Origin of the sequence: Lacticaseibacillus styriensis, assembly GCF_030770295.1 — a bacterium.
In the GTDB taxonomy this organism is placed as follows: domain Bacteria; phylum Bacillota; class Bacilli; order Lactobacillales; family Lactobacillaceae; genus Lacticaseibacillus; species Lacticaseibacillus casei.
The window spans coordinates 310,589-328,254 of the sequence record NZ_CP132483.1 but is presented as its reverse complement, the minus strand read 5'-3'; the positions used below and the strand labels follow the sequence as shown (position 1 = coordinate 328,254).

Annotated in this window: 15 protein-coding genes; 2 read left to right on the top strand and 13 right to left on the bottom strand. The window is 50.3% G+C overall.

Features of this window, described 5'->3' with window-relative positions; genetic code table 11:
• Nucleotides 1-35 precede the first annotated feature (35 nt).
• The gene (locus LACSTY_RS01495; protein WP_087911432.1) at nucleotides 36-1,115 is read left to right on the top strand and encodes a M24 family metallopeptidase; all 1,080 of its coding nucleotides are present in this window, start codon (nucleotides 36-38) and stop codon (nucleotides 1,113-1,115) included.
• Nucleotides 1,102-2,322 (top strand): MalY/PatB family protein, encoded by a 1,221-nt coding sequence (locus tag LACSTY_RS01490; protein WP_087911431.1) that lies wholly within the window; start codon nucleotides 1,102-1,104, stop codon nucleotides 2,320-2,322. Before LACSTY_RS01495 ends, LACSTY_RS01490 begins: the two co-directional genes overlap by 14 nt.
• Before the next feature lie 109 nt (nucleotides 2,323-2,431).
• Here the strand turns inward: LACSTY_RS01490 and LACSTY_RS01485 are convergent, their stop codons facing one another.
• From LACSTY_RS01485 to LACSTY_RS01425, 13 genes are all read right to left on the bottom strand, one after another.
• The gene (locus tag LACSTY_RS01485) at nucleotides 2,432-3,664 is read right to left on the bottom strand and encodes a DUF2325 domain-containing protein (protein WP_087911430.1); all 1,233 of its coding nucleotides are present in this window, start codon (nucleotides 3,662-3,664) and stop codon (nucleotides 2,432-2,434) included.
• Nucleotides 3,665-4,038: 374 nt separating this feature from the next.
• Nucleotides 4,039-4,419, bottom strand: a complete 381-nt coding sequence (locus LACSTY_RS01480; RefSeq protein ID WP_087911429.1) for a PTS sugar transporter subunit IIA — start codon at nucleotides 4,417-4,419, stop codon at nucleotides 4,039-4,041.
• A 141-nt stretch (nucleotides 4,420-4,560) separates the two neighbouring features.
• Nucleotides 4,561-5,382 carry a PTS system mannose/fructose/sorbose family transporter subunit IID gene (locus LACSTY_RS01475; protein ID WP_010492745.1) on the bottom strand — a complete coding sequence of 274 codons (822 nt, stop codon included), beginning with the start codon at nucleotides 5,380-5,382 and terminating at the stop codon, nucleotides 4,561-4,563.
• Entirely contained in the window at nucleotides 5,369-6,280 is a 912-nt protein-coding gene (locus LACSTY_RS01470; protein ID WP_047107722.1) for a PTS mannose/fructose/sorbose/N-acetylgalactosamine transporter subunit IIC, read from the bottom strand. The genes LACSTY_RS01475 and LACSTY_RS01470 overlap by 14 nt, the downstream gene beginning before the upstream one ends.
• Nucleotides 6,281-6,292: 12 nt before the next feature.
• Complete coding sequence (locus tag LACSTY_RS01465; RefSeq protein WP_010492740.1) at nucleotides 6,293-6,775, bottom strand: PTS sugar transporter subunit IIB; 483 nt, start codon at nucleotides 6,773-6,775, stop codon at nucleotides 6,293-6,295.
• A 4-nt stretch (nucleotides 6,776-6,779) separates the two neighbouring features.
• Entirely contained in the window at nucleotides 6,780-8,576 is a 1,797-nt protein-coding gene (locus LACSTY_RS01460) for a glycoside hydrolase family 35 protein (RefSeq protein ID WP_087911428.1), read from the bottom strand.
• 100 nt (nucleotides 8,577-8,676) lie between these two features.
• Entirely contained in the window at nucleotides 8,677-9,837 is a 1,161-nt protein-coding gene (gene nagA, locus LACSTY_RS01455) for an N-acetylglucosamine-6-phosphate deacetylase (RefSeq protein ID WP_087911427.1), read from the bottom strand.
• Nucleotides 9,838-9,913: 76 nt separating this feature from the next.
• Nucleotides 9,914-11,095, bottom strand: coding sequence for an SIS domain-containing protein (locus LACSTY_RS01450; protein ID WP_087913213.1), 1,182 nt, complete (start codon nucleotides 11,093-11,095; stop codon nucleotides 9,914-9,916).
• A gap of 13 nt (nucleotides 11,096-11,108) precedes the next feature.
• Complete coding sequence (locus tag LACSTY_RS01445) at nucleotides 11,109-11,825, bottom strand: GntR family transcriptional regulator (protein WP_025013257.1); 717 nt, start codon at nucleotides 11,823-11,825, stop codon at nucleotides 11,109-11,111.
• A gap of 353 nt (nucleotides 11,826-12,178) precedes the next feature.
• Entirely contained in the window at nucleotides 12,179-13,150 is a 972-nt protein-coding gene (manA, locus tag LACSTY_RS01440) for a mannose-6-phosphate isomerase, class I (protein WP_162494849.1), read from the bottom strand.
• 274 nt (nucleotides 13,151-13,424) lie between these two features.
• Entirely contained in the window at nucleotides 13,425-14,870 is a 1,446-nt protein-coding gene (locus LACSTY_RS01435) for a PTS fructose transporter subunit IIC (protein WP_087911425.1), read from the bottom strand.
• A gap of 15 nt (nucleotides 14,871-14,885) precedes the next feature.
• The gene (locus LACSTY_RS01430) at nucleotides 14,886-15,341 is read right to left on the bottom strand and encodes a PTS sugar transporter subunit IIA (RefSeq protein WP_087911424.1); all 456 of its coding nucleotides are present in this window, start codon (nucleotides 15,339-15,341) and stop codon (nucleotides 14,886-14,888) included.
• A complete protein-coding gene (locus LACSTY_RS01425; RefSeq protein WP_087911423.1) occupies nucleotides 15,334-17,268 on the bottom strand; it encodes a BglG family transcription antiterminator in 1,935 nt (644 codons plus the stop codon). The genes LACSTY_RS01430 and LACSTY_RS01425 overlap by 8 nt, the downstream gene beginning before the upstream one ends.
• Nucleotides 17,269-17,666 lie beyond the last annotated feature (398 nt).

The window sequence follows — 17,666 nt, the reverse complement described above, 5'->3', positions numbered from 1 at the left end:
TTTTCCAAAGGCATGTATGGAATGAGAGGAAAAGAATGAACCACTTAACCAAGTTACAAGAAGCTTTGGAAGCCGAAGCATTAGACGCTTTGCTGCTGCATGATCGGCCGAGCAAACGCTATGTCGGTGCATTACCGGGCAGTGGCGTGTATGTGATCGTCACACCAACGCAGGCACTGCAGCTTCACGACGGCCGTTACCGTACTGAAGCCGCCGATACCCAAGGATTTACGAATGTCGAAGTCCCTCAAGGCAGTTATTTGCCCCAGTTGATTGACTGTTTAAAAACGCAAGGTAGCCAGCGCATCGGTCTGGTCAGCAGCGGCTTTTCAATCGCGGAGTATCAAGCATTAGCGTCCCAGAAATTGGCCACCACCCTTGCCGATGATCTCGTGGCGCGGCAACGGGCGGTCAAAGATGAAGCGGAAATCGCTGCGGTAACGGCTGCTTGTTCGGTCACGGACACCATTTTCGCGCAACTTCTCCCGCATATTCGGCCGGGGGTCAGTGAACAAATCCTCAGTGCTTGGCTACATTTTTACACGTTGGAAGCAGGGGCGTCTGCGATGGCGTTTGACCCGATCGTCGCCAGCGGCCCGCGGGGAGCGTTTCCGCATGGTCGTCCGACTGCTCGGCGTCTACAGGAAAACGAACTGGTCACGGTTGACTTCGGAGTGGTTTTCGATGACTACCAATCAGATATGACGCGGACACTTGCCATCGGCTCGCCTGCTCCTGAACTGGCTGCGGTGCACGAAGCCGTTCTCACCGCTCAGCAAACCGCGATTGCCGCCATCAAGCCGGGGATGCAGGGACGCGAAGTTGACGCAATCGCGCGCGGCGTTTTGACCGCTGCCGGTTATGGCGACTGCTTCACCCATGGCCTCGGCCACGGGCTGGGTCTTGGCGGCGATCAGCCGATTCTCAACCCGCGCAGCCAGACGATCCTGCAGCCTGGCATGATCGTGACGGTCGAACCAGGCGCCTATCTGCCTGGCATTGGCGGCGTACGAATCGAAGACGATGTGATGATCACCGCAACCGGTGCCCGCGTTTTGAACCAAACACCGCGCCATTTAACTCAACTGGAGGTGGTGGAAAATGAGCCAGCTTGACACCCTTTTCGACCGCAAAGCCGGCAACGCGCGCAAGTGGGCCGATCAAGTGCTCGCTGAAAAGTTCGGCCTAACGCCTGATGCGATTCCCATGGATCTGGCTGATTTAGACTTTCCGGTCGCTCCGCCGATTCATCAGGCTATGATGGTGCGGGCAGCAGTGCCAGATTATAGCTATACCTATGTTCCTGAAGCTTTTTACGCGGCCGTCATCGCTTGGAATGCCCGTCGATTCGGGCTGAAGCTTGAAAAAGACTGGATCAAGCTGAGCTATGGCACCGTTCCGACACTGCACTATCTTGTCCAAGCCTTTACGACCCCCGGTGAGGCAGTTTTAATCAACACCCCTGCCTACGATCCTTTCGCCGAAGCCGTTCAAAACAACCACCGCCAGCTCGTGACCAGTCCGTTGGTGATTAAGGAAGGCCGCTACTTTTTTGACTTCGCCGATATTGCGGCCAAAATGCAACGCCCTGACGTCAAGCTGTTCATTCTCTGCAGCCCCCAAAATCCCTCCGGACGCGTCTGGACAGCAGCGGAATTGGCAAAAGTCGCTGAGCTGTGCCGGCAATATCACGTCTTACTAGTCAGCGATGAAATTCACCGCGATATTGTTTATCCCGGCGTCAACTTTACCAGCATTTGGCAGGCAGATCCGGCTATTCAGTCGCAAAGCATTCTCTGCTTATCACCCAATAAAGCCTTTAATTTAGGCGGCCTGAAGACATCCTACGTGGTCATCCCCGATGCGGCGATCCGTGATCGGCTCAGTCAACAATTCAGCGCCAACTCGATCACCTCACCCAACAGTTTTGCCGTTCCGGCGCTCATCGCCGCGTACACAGACTGCGATAATTGGTTAGATGAGATGGTCGCATATGTCGCCGCCAACTTTGACTATTTAAAAACGCGCCTCGCCGCGATTTCCGAGATGAAGGTGATGCCAGCCGAATCTGGTTTTCTAGCTTGGATCGACACGCATCGACTTTTCCCTGACGAGACCAGCATGAAACAGTTCTTCACCGCAGCTGACTTATCCTGCGTTGTCGGCAGCTATTTTGTCGCTGATGGCGAAGGCTTTGTCCGCCTCAACATCGGCATGCCGCGCCCATTGCTCAAGGAGGCACTGGATCGCATCATCGCTACCTATGCTGAATGGCCAGCAATGGAAGAAGGCTCCTGTAAAATTGTCCGAAACCCAGAATAATGACAAAAAATGGATCCTAGCAGACTAAATTACGTCTCGCTAGGATCCATTTTTTACACTTTTGATTAATGATGCTGAGCACTCGCCATCATTCAGAAAACAAAGCTAACTATGCTTCATAATCCATCGCTGGCGCCTTAGCTTCATTAGGAAAATGGCGCTTGTACCATTGAAGCATGTTACGCTCATTGGTGTTCTTAGCCATCCAGATCGGCTTGCCGATGCGTTTTGCCTCATCTTTGGCCGCAAACATCTGGCCATGGTCGACAAAATCAGTCGGCACAATAACCACATCGGCTTTTTGCACTTTTTTCTTTAACATGGCGTTGGAATCCGAGCGCGGTGATAAAATCAGCTTGCCGCCGCGTTCTTCCACGTTGCGCTTAACTTTACGCGGCATGCCAGAGTTTTCGATGCAGACTAACAACAGCTGCTTGTTGGCAAATACCTGTTGTAGTGCGCGTTGCTTCCGTTTGGCCGGTTTATTGACCGTAGCTTTGTATTGCGTTTGGCGACTCGCAGCCGTCTCATGATTGGACTCCGTATCGGTTGCTTTGGCAAACCTTTGCTTCATGCGCGTCGCAACTGCGGCTGAATTCGTGTAACGCCAAATGATTTTGCCATCAATTTCCTGACCGCGGCGATAGGCATAGTCGATGTAGTCGCCCGGCTTCAGCTTAAATAGCATCACATCATAATCGCCCAAAAGCAATTGTTGTGTGGTTTCATGCTCCGGTGACTTAAATTCAATGTACCAGCGCTTCACATCTTGGCGGAAGACGGCAGGTAGAAACTTCAGCCGCACAATATCGGTCGGCAACGGATCGCGCTTCAGTGTCGTCATTTTATAATTCACTGAATCACCATCTTTATATTCATCTGCTCGCACCCAGTCGCCGTTTTCCGGTGGGTTCGACATTTTATGTAGCTTACTTTCAGAGACTTTAATGGACCCGACATGGCCACCATTCAAATCCAAATGGAACCGGCCAATATACGACTTGTGATTATTCAGCCAGTGTTCTGACAACAACGGCACTTCAGGCTCGCTGCTGACTTTAGGCTGTTGCAGCACCTGCTCGTGTTTTTCTACTTGCGTGGTGACGCTCGGCTTTGGAGCGGGTGATTCAATGGTTGCTTCTTCAGAAGTTGTTGCCAGTTCTTGCTTAGTAGGTGTCTCAGACGGCGTTGCAACGAAATCGATTGCAGCGACATCATTGAGGATTTTGAGCAAATCTTGAATGTCTTGAGTTGTTTTCTGAATATTCTCGGTCGTTAATTCAGCTGTTTTAGCTGTCACCTGGCGCTTGAGCAATTCAATGATCTTTAGTTTGTCATCCATTCAGATACCTGCTTTCATTTTAAAAGTGACTTTCTCCATTGTACTGTTATTGAAAAGATTACAAAAGCATTCTACCTTAAATTTTTCAAAAAAATGTGATGCCTTCAATAAGGTCAACTCAATCGTGTCATTTCGTCCATCATACTCGCAAAAACAACACCCGCATACCGCCAATTCTGCATCGCGGCATGCGGGTGCTGCTCGTGGTCACTTTTTATCGTCTTTTCGGGGATGAATATTCAACTCGCGGGCAAGATCATATTCGAATAGCTCATAGCTGCCCATAGCATCGTGAACTTCATTTTTGATAAACGAGACATGAAAAAAGCCCGCATCCAATCGGACACAGGCTCTCCTCAGTCATTCAAAACTGACTAGTGCTTCACGATATCGTTGATATAAACCACGCCAGCTTTACCGTCACCTAGCAGATCAGGCTTCATGTCCAGCATCTGGGCATTCAAGTAGCTGATGACCATTGGCAGGTTCATGCCGGCATAAAGGTCGAAGTTGCCGCCTTCTGCCAACACCCGGGCAGCGACATTGTTGGGGGTGCCGCCTTTGAGATCGGCTAGCACGGTAACATCATCGGCGCCTTCGATTGCGGCCTTGAACTTGGCTTGAAAATCTTCAGGTCCTTCGTTCGGCAGCAATGCAACTGTCGCGATATCATTTTGTGGTCCCATGATCATTTCGGCACTCTTTTTGAGTTCCTCACATAACTGACCATGACTGATTAAAACTAATTTGCTCATCTCGTAAAACTCCTTTAACATGCGCCGGTCCAACCGACCGCGGTTCATGATGATTTAAAATCGCATGACTGTTTAATGATACCTGCAATCAGATATGGCTGGAGCAGCTCATGCTTACAACTAAAACTTTAGCGTACTTGATTAGCCTTTTGCAATGACACCCAAGGCGGATAGTGCAATGGATACGAACAATACGATGAAGATTGCCCGGGTTGAGGTCATGTGCTTACGACCAAGCAGCCAGTAGATGGCACCCACGATCAAGGCTGGTAACAGCTTAGGAATAATCATATCCGAATACTTCTGGAAATCCAATGGCACATTACCAATCTTTGGTGCAAAGGCGAACTTAACGTTAATCATGGTTGCAACCAACGCGCCAACCATGAAGACCCCCATGATCGTTGCGGCGTTGGTCAAAGCCGCCAGACGATGCGACATGGTGGTAACTAAGGAAACCCCTTCGTTATACGCAATCCGCAACTGTTTCCACCGGAAGACCATAATGGCAACTTGGGCTGCGATCCAGATGAACACCCCAACTGGGTTACCTTCTTGCGCCATGTTAGCCGCAATGGCCCCGAAAATGGCAGGAATCAAAGCAGCAAAGATTGAATCCCCAATGGAAGCGAAGGAACCCATTAACCCGGTTTTCATACCAACGACAGTTTCTTCGCCGGCGATACCTTCTTTTTCTTCGACTGACAAGTCAATCCCGGTGATGATGGTGTTGAAGAAGTTAGACGTGTTGAAGAACTGCGTGTGCGTCTTCATCATTTTCTTCAGTTCAGGTGTGCCATCACCATAAATCTTCCGCAGTTGTGGCAGGATCGTGTACAAGTAACCTGATGCCTGCATTCGTTCGTAGTTCCAACCCAACTGGAAGCCGAACAAGCTACGCCGATTAATTTGCCGGAAATCTTTATCCGTTAATTTGTAAGTGGGTTTATTAGAGTTCATCATCGGTGATTTCCCCCTCTTCATTGGTATTCTTCTTCGGTGCAGAACCGCTTTCACCGCTACCGCCGCCAGTGCTATCGTGCAGTGCTGTTGACTGCTGGTAAGCAATCGCAGCAAAGGCAAAGGCAATGAACGCCATCGCTAACATGGACAGGCCATTGAAGTTTGCCGTGAATTTCTTGGTAACTTCAGTCATCGCCGTACCCAGCATCTGGACACTGCCAAACAGCGTTGTGAAAAGCATCGTGAAGGTAAACCCAAGGAACAGATAAGCAAAGTGCTTCTTAACTGGCAGGTAGTGAAGCAGGATCGCAAACCCGACAGCTGGTAGAACCGCGCCGGCAGTCGTGAGCCCGTCGCCTAACCATTTCCAACTTGTGTTCAAGACATGTGCCACGTTGGTAACAAAGCCGCCACCAAAGGAAAGCGCCAAACCAACCGGAATCATCCGTGACAGTGCCCATGGAAGTGCACCGGCAAGGAAGTAACGTTCGATACCCTTGTAGTTATATTCGTCAACCATCTTATCAATCCGATGTGCAAAGAAGGTGTTGGCAAAACGAGCTAAGATATCGGTCTGAATCATGATACTTGCAACCGGAACTGCAATCGCAGCAACCGCTGCAGCCGGCTTCATCCCTGAACTAACGGAGAAAGCCGTTGCCAGGATCGTCCCGGAGTTGGCATCGATTTTAGATGCACCACCAAATGTGCCGACCCCTAAAACCATCAACTGAACGGACGCACCGATCATCAAACCGGCTTTCATGTCGCCCATGACTAAACCTGATACTAACCCGGCAAAAACCGGTGAACTCATGGCTGAATAAATTTGCAGTTCATCAAGGATTTGATAACCTGCATATAATGTTAAAAGTGCTATTTGCCACCATGCAATCATTGTTGACTCCCCCTATCCTTTTTTGAGCAGCGTCATGAAATCTGCTGCGGGATCCCCCGGAACCATTTGTGCAATCAAGTGAACACCAGCGGCATCCAGCTTCTTGAAGGTCTCAACGTCATCATCAACCACATTGATTGACTTGGTAATGGACCGAGTCTGATCCGTCTGAGACATATTGCCGACGTTCAATTCTTTAATCGGCACGCCAGCTTCGACTAAGGCCAAAAATGTTTCCGGCCGCTTTGCGACAATGAAAACCCGCTGAGAATCATATTTGTGATTCAAAATGTGGTTAGCTGCTGTCTTAACATCCAGAACTGACAACCGAACTGTTTCCGGGGTTGCCATCCGCAACCCACTTTTATCGATGTCACTCTTGGATGCTGCCTCATCGACAACGATAATTCGGGTCGCACCTAGTTTGGTGGTCCAAAGGTTGGCAACCTGGCCATGGACCAAGCGACCATCAATACGTGCTGCAATAATAGCCATTTTTTTACTCCTCCTCTTCATCCGGTTCTTCAAATATCGGGTGGTCAGCCATTTTCAAGCTTTCGGCGTAGCGGCCTTCGGTTTCAAACACGATGACCTCATTTTGCCCGGCATGCAGGAGTCCCGCTGGCACATACAGTGACAACGTGGGTCCCTTCTCCCAGAACCTGCCGACATTGACACCATTAACCAGCATCACTCCTTTACCGAATCCGCGACAATCCAGATAAGTATCGTGCGGCTCTGTCAGATCAAACGTGTATTTGTAAAACGCCGGCGTTTCAGGCTGCCAGTCTTTTGAAAAGTCCAGTTTTGGCGCCTGATTCAAGTCCAGCGGGTACTGCTGATAACCCTTGATGAAATGCAGGTCAACCATGACACCGGTGCGAATGCCTTTGAGCTGGGTAATGGCCTCGATTTTGGCACCGTAGTTAACCCGGCTCATGTTTTCGACCAGCAAATCAAGCTGGTGATGGCCCTCAACCTGTGGCAACAAAATGTCATCGCCAATGGCTTCCTGATATTGGGTCGCCAACCAGTGCTGATCCAAATAAGCTTGAACCCGATCGCGGGCATCAATCACCCGCAATTTGGCCGGCGTCCCTTTATCGGTGCCACTAATCAACGGCTGCGCGCGATACAAGGTATAGCCGGTATACTGACCCAAGAACTCTTGGGTTTGCGGATAGGCGGCTGCGACCGGCTTAGCAAGCTGATCAAGCACCGCAAACAACGAAACCTTGGCCATCAGCGGATGCTCAGCCGGTGCCATAGTCTGCTTGACCAGTGGCTCGGCTTGCTGAACGTCCGGTAAGACCTCATGAAGCATTTTTTGAATGGCAAAATACTTCGGCGTGGGATTGCCTTGTTCATTGAGTGGCGCGTCATAATCGTAGGAGGTCACCTGAGGCAAATCGTGATCCTTACGTGCAGACGTGCCATTCATGAACCCGAAATTGGTACCACCATGAAACATGTAGAGATTGACACTGCCGCGCTCAATAACCGCTCGTAAATTCTCGGCCGTTTCGTCAGGATCGCGGCGAATGATCGGTTCGCCCCAGCGGTTGAACCAGCCATCCCAAAATTCCATACACATGAGCGGCCAATCCTGACCATGCGCCTGATGAAACGCAGCCAATCGATCAAAGTTCTTGTCGGCTGCCGAGCCAAAGTTGCCGGTTGCCAGAATACCATCGTTGATCATACTGCCGGCATTTAACGTTGCTGGCCACGGTCCATCTGAGGTGAACAGCGGCACATCGACACCATGTTTCTTCATCAATTCGGCAAGCACCGCCAGGTAATCGTGGTCTTCACCGTATGAACCATACTCATTTTCCACCTGCATCATCAGGACGTTGCCGCCATGGGTGACTTGATGATTAACCAGATGCGGCATTAACGCTGCATAATAACGATCAATCGCTTGCAGATAATTTGGATCATCGGTGCGCAACCGCATGGACTTGGTCAACAGCCATGCCGGGAACCCACCAAATTCCCATTCGGCACAAATATACGGTGACGGACGCACAATCGCGTACAGGCCAAGATCTTCAGCCACATCCAGGAAATGTTCAATATCGAGGATGCCGCTGAAATCAAACTCGCCTTCGCGATACTCATGCAAGTTCCACGGCACATACGTTTCAACCGTGTTAAAGCCCAGTGCTTTCAGGTTATACAAACTGTGATACCAATCGTCTGGATGAACCCGAAAATAATGAATTGCGCCAGATAAGATCTTGAACGGCTTGCCATCCAACATAAAATCATGCTCGATCGAAAAAGTCGTCATGAAGGCCTGGCCCCCTTTCACTCATAACAGCTGTCCTGCTAACACTCTTCAGTTTCACACATTAATCCCGATTTTCACAGGTTTTGTGTCACATAAGCTCTCATGCTTCGGCCTGATAAGCCAGTTTACCGTCTAAATACGTTGCCTGTAACGTTAAATCGGTATCCATCACCAGATAATCAGCAGCTCGGCCTGGTAAAATGCTGCCGCACTGACCGTCAATGTTGCATGAAGCAGCCGGCGTTTGGGTCGCCATCCGAATGATCGCTTCCGGTGTCGCCGCATTCCATGTCAGCAAATTTGTCAATGCATCTTTTAATTCCAACACGGAACCGGCTAAACTATCGCCATCTTTCAACCGCGCCATGCCGTCTTTGACATAAACCGGGAATTCGCCTAAGACATAATCGCCATCCGGCATCATGCCAGCCCGCATACAATCGGTGATCAGTGCGATGTGTTCCGCACCTTTTAGGCGGATTAACGTAGTGGCTACTTCCGGTCGCACATGGTGGCCGTCACAGATCAACTCGTCGTCAACGCCTTGCAGGTACATCGCGGCACCGACCATGCCGGGTTCCCGATGATTCAGCGGGCTCATGCCATTGAATGTGTGGGTGAAGACCGTCGCACCAGCATCAACGCATGCCTTTGCCTGTTCAAACGTGGCATCGCTGTGGCCAAGCGCGACCACAGTGCCATCAGCAGTCGCGTACCGCGTAAAGGCAGCGGCACCGTCACGTTCCGGTGCAATGGCAATCTTTTTCAAGAGGCCATTGGCAGACGTTTGCCAAGCATCGTATTCTTTTTCGCTTGGGTTCTTAAAATACTTAGGATTCTGCGCACCCTTGTGTTTGGTGGTGAAGTACGGGCCTTCAAAATAGATGCCTTGGATCTTGGCGCCGGTTTCTTCTCCAGCATGTGCGGCGATGGTTTTGCAGACGTCGTTCAGTTGATCGAACGAACCGGTTAAAGTCGTCGGCAGCCAGCTGGTGACGCCGGCTTTCACCAAGTTCTGGCTCATTGTCTCAATGCCGTCCCAGTCATTGTCCATCACATCATGACCCAAAAGGCCGTGAATGTGCGTATCGACCAGCCCCGGCGCGATCAGCTTACCGGGTTGTTCCACGATGTCGCCATCCGGCTTGGCATTTTCCGGCAGATACTCGCCGAATTCTCCGTCATCGGTAATTTCCAGATAGCCGCCAATTTCAGTCGCATGTTTAAGGAAAAACTTTGCGGCGTGAATGTAATAACTCATGAACATTTGCCTCCCAGTTTAAGCAGTGCCAACCGACACGATTTTCTTGCTGGCTTGCACCATGACAACGCCAACCTTATTCCTGACCTGAATAGTCGTGGAGGATAACCCCTTTGACCACCCGATTAACGGTTCCGGTCGGTGATGGGGTGTCAGGTAAGTTGCCAACCTTAATGGAAGCCAAAAGTGCCAAGGTCTGGGCAAACATCACGTCCGGCAAAGCCTGGTAACCTTCAGGAAGATCTTTTAGGCCATTTTCAAAATAGAAGCCGTCGCCTGAGAAGTTCTGGTCTTGCTTGGTGCCAACTGCCATCACTGAAGGAGCAATATTGTCGCCTTTGACTTCTTCAAGCACATCAATGTCATATTGCCGGGTATAGGCATTGTTGCTGACGAAATCGAACAGCAAGGTCTTGTCGTTCACAAAGCTCTTAGGACCGTGACGGAAGCCCATTGACGTGTCAAACATCGTGGCGTATTGACCAGCCGTCAGTTCCAAAACCTTCAGGCGCGTTTCCCGAGTTAATCCACCGAGACTGCCGGAGCCCAGATAAACGATGCGTTCGAAATCGCGATTGATGACGTTTTGAACTTCAGCTTCGCGATCAACGACTTCCTGGCCCATCGTAGCAATCGCCTTGACCCACTGTTGTTTGTCCGCATCACTAGCGGTATCGAATACCAGTAATGCGCTCAATGTCATGCAGGAGAAGCTGCCGGTCATCGCAAAGCCTTTGTCGTTAGAGCCAGCCGGTTGCAACAGCAGCAGCGTCTTGTCTTCGCTGGCGGATTTCTTAGCCAACTGACCTTCAGGCGCACAGGTAATGCTGATTTGATAGAGGTTATGCACCACTTGTTCCGCTAATTCGACTGTCTTCAGGCTTTCAGGCGAGTTGCCGCTACGAGCAAAGGAAACCAGAATCGTTGGTGTGTCAGCTTCTAGAAAATCGTAAGGTGCTGACACGATGTCGGTCGAACCGATTGATTCAAACACAAACTTGCTGCGATCGCCATGTGCCCGCAAGTACGGGGTTACCGTGTCGCCGACATACTGGGAGCTCCCGGCACCGGTGAAAATAACCCGAACCTGCTTGCCATTAGCGGCATCCGTTACTTGTTTCAAAAAAGCAGTAATCTTTTCTTTGTCACGGGTGTAATTATCAAACGCTTCTTGCCACAGCTCCGGCTGCTGTTTGATCTCAGCGGTCGTAATCTGTGCCCCTAATTTGGTTAATTCTTCAGTTGTCTTTTCAAACAAATTATCCATCCTCCTAGTGATTAACATGATGAACGTGATAAACAAATTGATCAGCCCGCGCCACGCTCAAGGTATACTCAACGATCTCGCCAGTGTCTGCAAAAGTCGTCCGCCGAATGTTCAAGCACGCCGATGCCGGCGCAACCCGGAGCAACTTGGCGTCTTCCGGTGAAACCAAGCCGGCAAAGAACGCTTCGTCAACCGAGGCAATATGGATGCCGTAGTGCTCTTCCAGCCAGTCATACAACGGTGACCTTTCCAAGGCGTCTTTTTCAAGATCCGGCACGGTTAACGCCGGTAAGTAACTGCGTTCGATCATCATCGGTAGTTTGTCCGCAATCCGGAGCCGATCCAATACATAAACCGGCGTCCCGGGATCGATGCGCATCCGCTTGGCAATATTTGCCGGTACCGCGATTTTTTCTAGCCGCTGAATCTTGGTCACGGGTTGACGATTCATGGCTAGCATCTGTTTGGTAAAACTGTATGAGCCACTGACATCCGTTCGTTCGTCAAACCGTTCCGCCACAAACGTCCCTTTACCGGTACTGCGATAAATGAAGCCGCGCAGGAACAATTCGTTCAACGCTGACCGAACGGTGTTTCGGCTGACATGGTACAGTTCGCTAAGATCCCGCTCGGACGGCAACTTGTCATTGGGCTGAAGTTTTTCTTTGATAAATGTCTCCAGCTGATCTACCAGCTGTTTAGTCAACGGAACCTTTTCCATATCCTCACCTCCACGTGGTACCAACCACTTAGTAGTGTATGCGCTTGCACTTCTGATTGTCAACGGAAACGATCTAATTCTAATCTGGCGAATCTGCCTTTTTGATTTGTCGTGGTCCATACCAGTCACACGTTCTTGTCACGAAAAGATACCACAGACGCAAATATTCAGATTTTCACTGGCTTAACCAACTGTTTGATATAAAAAAATCAATACGAAAGCGTTCTCATTTTTGGCTAATTTTTTGGGTGTTAAAGTTTTAAAGTCATCAAAAAAACAGCTCCAGAGATTTTCCAGAACTGCTTGCGTTTGACCGAGTTTATTTGGCAGGTCAGTACCGTCAACGCTAGCCATTATGCATCCGCACCCGGTGTCGATGTGACAATGGCCAGTTTGCCAGTGAACTGCCATGCCTTGATTTGGTTAGGAATCAGGAAGCTGTCACCGGTTTTGATCGGATAATCCTGGCCATCTGCCGTGAAGGTGCCTTCGCCTTCGAGAACAGTGACATTGGTATAAGGTGCTTGCTGAGTAAACGGCATTGTACCGTCAATATCCAAGCGATAAACGGCAAAATGTGGTGACAATGGTGGTTTGACAAAAGTCGTGATTTGGCCGCCTGGTACTTGCTGTTTGGTAATGTCCAGTTTCGGATCGTGGAACGGCACGGTGGTCACGTCAAGGCTTTGCTTGATGTGCAGCTCACGTTTATGGCCTTGATCATCGGTCCGGTCGTAATCATACAGCCGATATGTCGTATCCGAACTCTGCTGAGTTTCCAAAGCGACAATCCCCTTGTTAAGTGCATGGATTGTCCCGCTTGGCACATAAACAAAGTCACCGGTTTTCACCGGATATTTGCGCAACAGATGCTCCCAGTCGCCGGCCTCGATCATGTCCTTCAGTTGTTCGCGCGTCTTGGCATGATGACCGTAAATCAAGTAAGATCCCGGATCAGCTTGCAAAATATACCAGCATTCGGTTTTACCCAGCTCGCCCTTGGCCTCATGGGCAGCGGCGTATGCGTCGTCTGGGTGCACCTGCACACTCAGGCTCGCTTCGGCATCCAGAATTTTCACCAACAGTGGAAATTCCTGGCTATGCTGCGGTCCGAAATAAGCCGGGTCTTCATGCCAGGCTTCACGCAAGGTTTTGCCTTTGAGCGGTCCATTTTCGATCGTCGCCGGTCCATGCGGATGCCCTGAGATAATCCAAGCTTCACCGATTTTGCCGTCCGGAATATCAAAACCGTATTCTGTTTTAAGTTTACGCCCACCCCAAATTTTGGGATTGAAGTATGGTTTCAAAAATAATGGTTCTGTCAAAAGATCCACTTCCTTTTAGTCGCGTTGACCAGCAGTTGGCTGTGTCATGACTGCTTTTTCCTGCTATCGACTCCCATTATACACGATTGCTCTAGGCCAATCACCCGATATCGGATGCTCCCCTTCATCAAAATACCGCATTATGAATTTTTAAAGTTAACCAAACTCGTTAATTGATTCAACGTTTCATCACAATTAACCACTATGATGATCCTTGGTGTTGGAAAACACTGACAGCCCGCTACGCAAGAGATGCGCAGCGGGCTGATTTGCGTTATTCAGCAGATGCCATGCTCTTTTGATGGGCAACGGCGCGCTGCTTGAGGAACACGATAATGGCGGTCGAGACGATGACCCCGATTAAAATTGACAGGAAGAATAAGCCTAAGTTGTTCGTCGCACCCAGTACGCCGACAATCGGTCCGCCATGCGGCACGGCATCGGTAATGTGGAAGACCATCCCCACAGCACTAGCCACCCCGGAACCGATAATAATGCCCGGGAAGACTTGCTTAGGATGCGCGGTTGCTAACGGAATCGCGCCTTCAGTAATGCCGATCAGACCCATCAAAATGGCCGATACACCAGCCGTCTTTTCTTCGTCACTGGTTAATTCCGACTTGAACAACGTCGCAATCCCGGATGACAACGGCGGTACAGCAATGGCACAGGCAACGGCACCCATAATCTCAGGCGTGCCCGCAGTAATGGACGCGACCCCGAAAAGGAAGGCAACCTTGTTGATCGGACCGCCCATATCAATCGAAACCATCGCACCTAAAACAAGCCCTAAGACAACGCTCGTGGACGGACTCTTGGACAAGAACGTCAACAGGTTTTGCAGTGCCGTCATCAACCAGGAAATCGGACTACCCAGCAGATAGACAAAGGCCGCACTGATAATTGCAGTGCCGAGCAGCGGGATGACGAAAATCGGCATCACGGCCCGCAGACTCTTGGGAATCGGCCAGGAGTTCATCCACTTGGTTAAATAACCAGCAGCATAACCAACCAGAATAGCGCCTAGAAAACCGGTTCCTGCTTTGGTGCCTAAGATGGCTGGGGTGTTAGAGACCATCGCGCCAACCATCGCTGGTGCTAAGGCTGCGCGTCCAGCAATCGCGTACGCAATAAAGCCTGCCAGAATCGGAATCATCAAGCTAAAGCCAATGTTGCCGATTTGATTCATCGTTGACCAAATTGTATTCGGGGCAACCACCATCCCTTTAGCGGTCGCATGGCCACCCAATGCGATGGACAAGGCAATGAATAACCCGCCAATTACGACAAACGGAATCATGTGGGAAACCCCGTTTAATAACTGTTTAATTACGGGACTCTGCTCATGGGCCGTGTCCTCGGATTCAGCATCGGCTTCATTTTCAGCAGTGTGCTGTTTTTCACCAGTATAAACATCGGCATGCTTACCTTCATCAACCATCTTTTGCGGATCCTTAATCGCCTCCGCCGTCGTTGAAAAGACAACGCGCTTGCCGACAAACCGTTCCATGCCATCAATGGCTACATCAATGGCCAAAACAACAAAATCAGCAGCTTTAATCTCATCAGCGGTTAAGTTATCTTCAGTGCCTGACGCACCTTGCGTTTCAACTTTAACTTTATAGCCGTCAGCCTGCCCGGTTTTTTGCAGCTTTTCGGCTGCCATATAGGTGTGGGCAATGCCAACCGGACATTTGGTAACACCAACAAAACTTGCCATCAAAAATTCCCCCTTTTACAAAACTTGATCCAGTACTTTGGTCATTTGTGAACCATCGTGCTGCGCGTCCTTCAAGGCTTTGATAAAATCATCATCCATTAACTTACGCGCCAGTTTCGACAACATTTTCAAATGCAGCTTATCCGCACCGTTTTGATCTGGCATTACCAGGACAATGGCGATCGAGACAGGCTGACCGTCCAAAGAATCCCACGCAACAGGCTGTTTAAACGTCACAACGCCAACGAATGGTTCGGTTAATCCGTTGACCTTGGCGTGTGGGATAGCTACGCCGTTCCCAAATCCTGTGCTGCTTTCGTCTTCGCGCGCGATGAGGTTATCGCGCAACTCATCAGCTGAAATTGGGCGGTTCGTGCTTAAAATCGTTGCAATGGTCCCAAGTGCTGCATGTTTATCGGCAGGGACGGCAACATCTGTGTGAACATCGGTGGTGACATTGACTTCATTCAACTTCATTCTCTCCTTTATGAACATATTCAGATAAGATTCTTAATGCGCTGGCTGGGGTCGGACTTTGTGCCAGCTTTTCGCAAAATAGGCGATCATCAATCATTCGATTCATGACTTGGTAAATGCGGCGCTGATCGTCGGGTGCAGCCGCATTGAGTGCGAGGAAAAAGACCACTTTGACCTTCTGCCCGGACCACTCGATGCCTTCGGGTGCCAGTCCAAGGGCAATTGCCGGCCGTTGAACCATTTCCGGCGAAATATGGGGAATCGCGACAAGGCGCATCGCCGTTGTCGCGAGCTTTTCGCGATCTTCGGCCAGTTTCAGCGGCAACGTTTCGTCTTCAAACACACCGTTTTTTGTCAATTGCCGAATCATTACCTGCATGGCCGCATGTTGATCAGTCTGCGGCAGGTTCGGTAACACTAGCTTTGGATCTAACAGGCTGAGGAAAGCATCGCCATCTGTTCCAAAGCGCAGGCGATCGGCTTGCTGCGCGACTTTTTCGATGTCATGTTGCAACAGTAACGGATTCACGATCACCACCGGTTGGCGCATCCCTTGGATCGGCACCGTGCTGATAATCAGCGTCTCGGGAATCGTTTGCCGCATCAGGTCTGCCAAGCCGATTGTCCGGGTGATGACTAACTTTTCGCGGAAGCGTTCTTCCAGGCGTTGGGCGAGCAGACGGCTGGTCCCGACACCGCTGGAACAAACCACCACCGTGGAAATGCGGTCTGCGGCATGTTGCCGTTCGAAGAAGGATTCAAAATGTAGCGCTAGAAAGCCAGACTCGTCATCGTTGAGAGTGACATGATAGCGTTTAGCAACGGCCATACTTAGCTGAGCAGCCGCATCAAACGCCATTGGAAAGTTGCGTTTGATCTCTTCCGTATAGGGATTGGGAATCGTCATCCCCCGGGAAATCCGGGCCAGTGCGCCGCTGAGATGAACGCTTAAATCTTCCAGTAACCGCGTGTCCGGCGATATCCCGGTTAGCCACCCGGCAATCTGCTGTCTAAGTACCGGTGCTGCCTGCTCCTCAATGCTTGCGGCCGGGGCATCACTGACCTGCCGATCCAGAATCGCCGCGATGTGAGCATTGATTTGTTGCGCGTCGGCATTGTCCAGCGTCCGGTGCACATGCTTCGTCACAAGGGTTAATAATTGCTTGGTTTCCGGCAGCAGTGGCGCTGGGTGAACCGGTGCCGGTGCGGCTTTTTTGGGGCGCTCGCAAGCGATAATGAGATGAATGGCCAACGATTGCAGTACATAATCTGAAAAGATCAAGTCTGACTGTTTCAGAAATTCAGCCAAGCTCTGCATAACCGCCTTGGTGGTCGCTGGATTGACTAAATGATTCAGATACGCCGGCAACTGGATCTGCTGGACTACCTCACCGTCTTTTTGCTTAGCGACAGACAGGCTTTCACCCCAGTAACCGCGAAGCAATTTTGCCAACATATGGCGCCGCCGTGATTCGGAGGCGGTCACCTGAATACCGGTTCGACTGGTTTGCACGGTTACGTGATTTTCTCGGAAGACTCGCTTGACGGACTTAAAGTCGTTGTCGATGGTTCGGCGACTAACAAATAGGTCGTCAGCAAGCTTGCTGAGGGTATATGGCCGATTGGTCAACAGCAACTTGATCATTAGATAATGCTCACGCGCTGTTTGCGAGGTGAACCCTTCCTGACCATGAATGCTGCGCAACAAATGGGCTTTTTGGTCGGCCGGCCCGTCTAAAGAGACGCCGACATTGCGCTTTCGCACCAATTTGACGGCATAGGGCGATAAGTCCGCGTCCAGCCGATTTAAGTAATTGCCAACTGTGCGCTCGGAAAGCCCGGTCGCTTCGGCAATTTGATCGTAATGAACCGTGCCGTGCTTCAGTAAAAAGTCCAGAATCAACAGCTTTTTATCTTTCAAATTGCCGTTCCCCCTTTCCAATTAAAAAGTCTAGACCACCTGTAAACTGTTGCAAACGCTTGCTTTTGCATTTATGAAAGCGCAATTTTTGCACTGTTATTGCGTCGTGATTCCAAAAACTGTCATTCATGTTGATTCCTTTCGTTGCTGGACGTGTCGTAGCAGCATTTAATCAATTCTTTTGCAACTGGAAATTTAGGCAATAAGTTCCATGCCGTGCCAAACTACGCAATCTCCGGCGGGTCCAAGGGCTGGCGACCGCGAATCTAGAGTGGTGGGCACGACTTTGAGCCTCTGCAAAACCGGCAGAGTCTCAAAGATCGGCCTTGTACTACGCCGGGAAGATCACCCGGCTAGTACAATCTCACCACTGAGCCCGCCTCGCCGACGATTGCTCC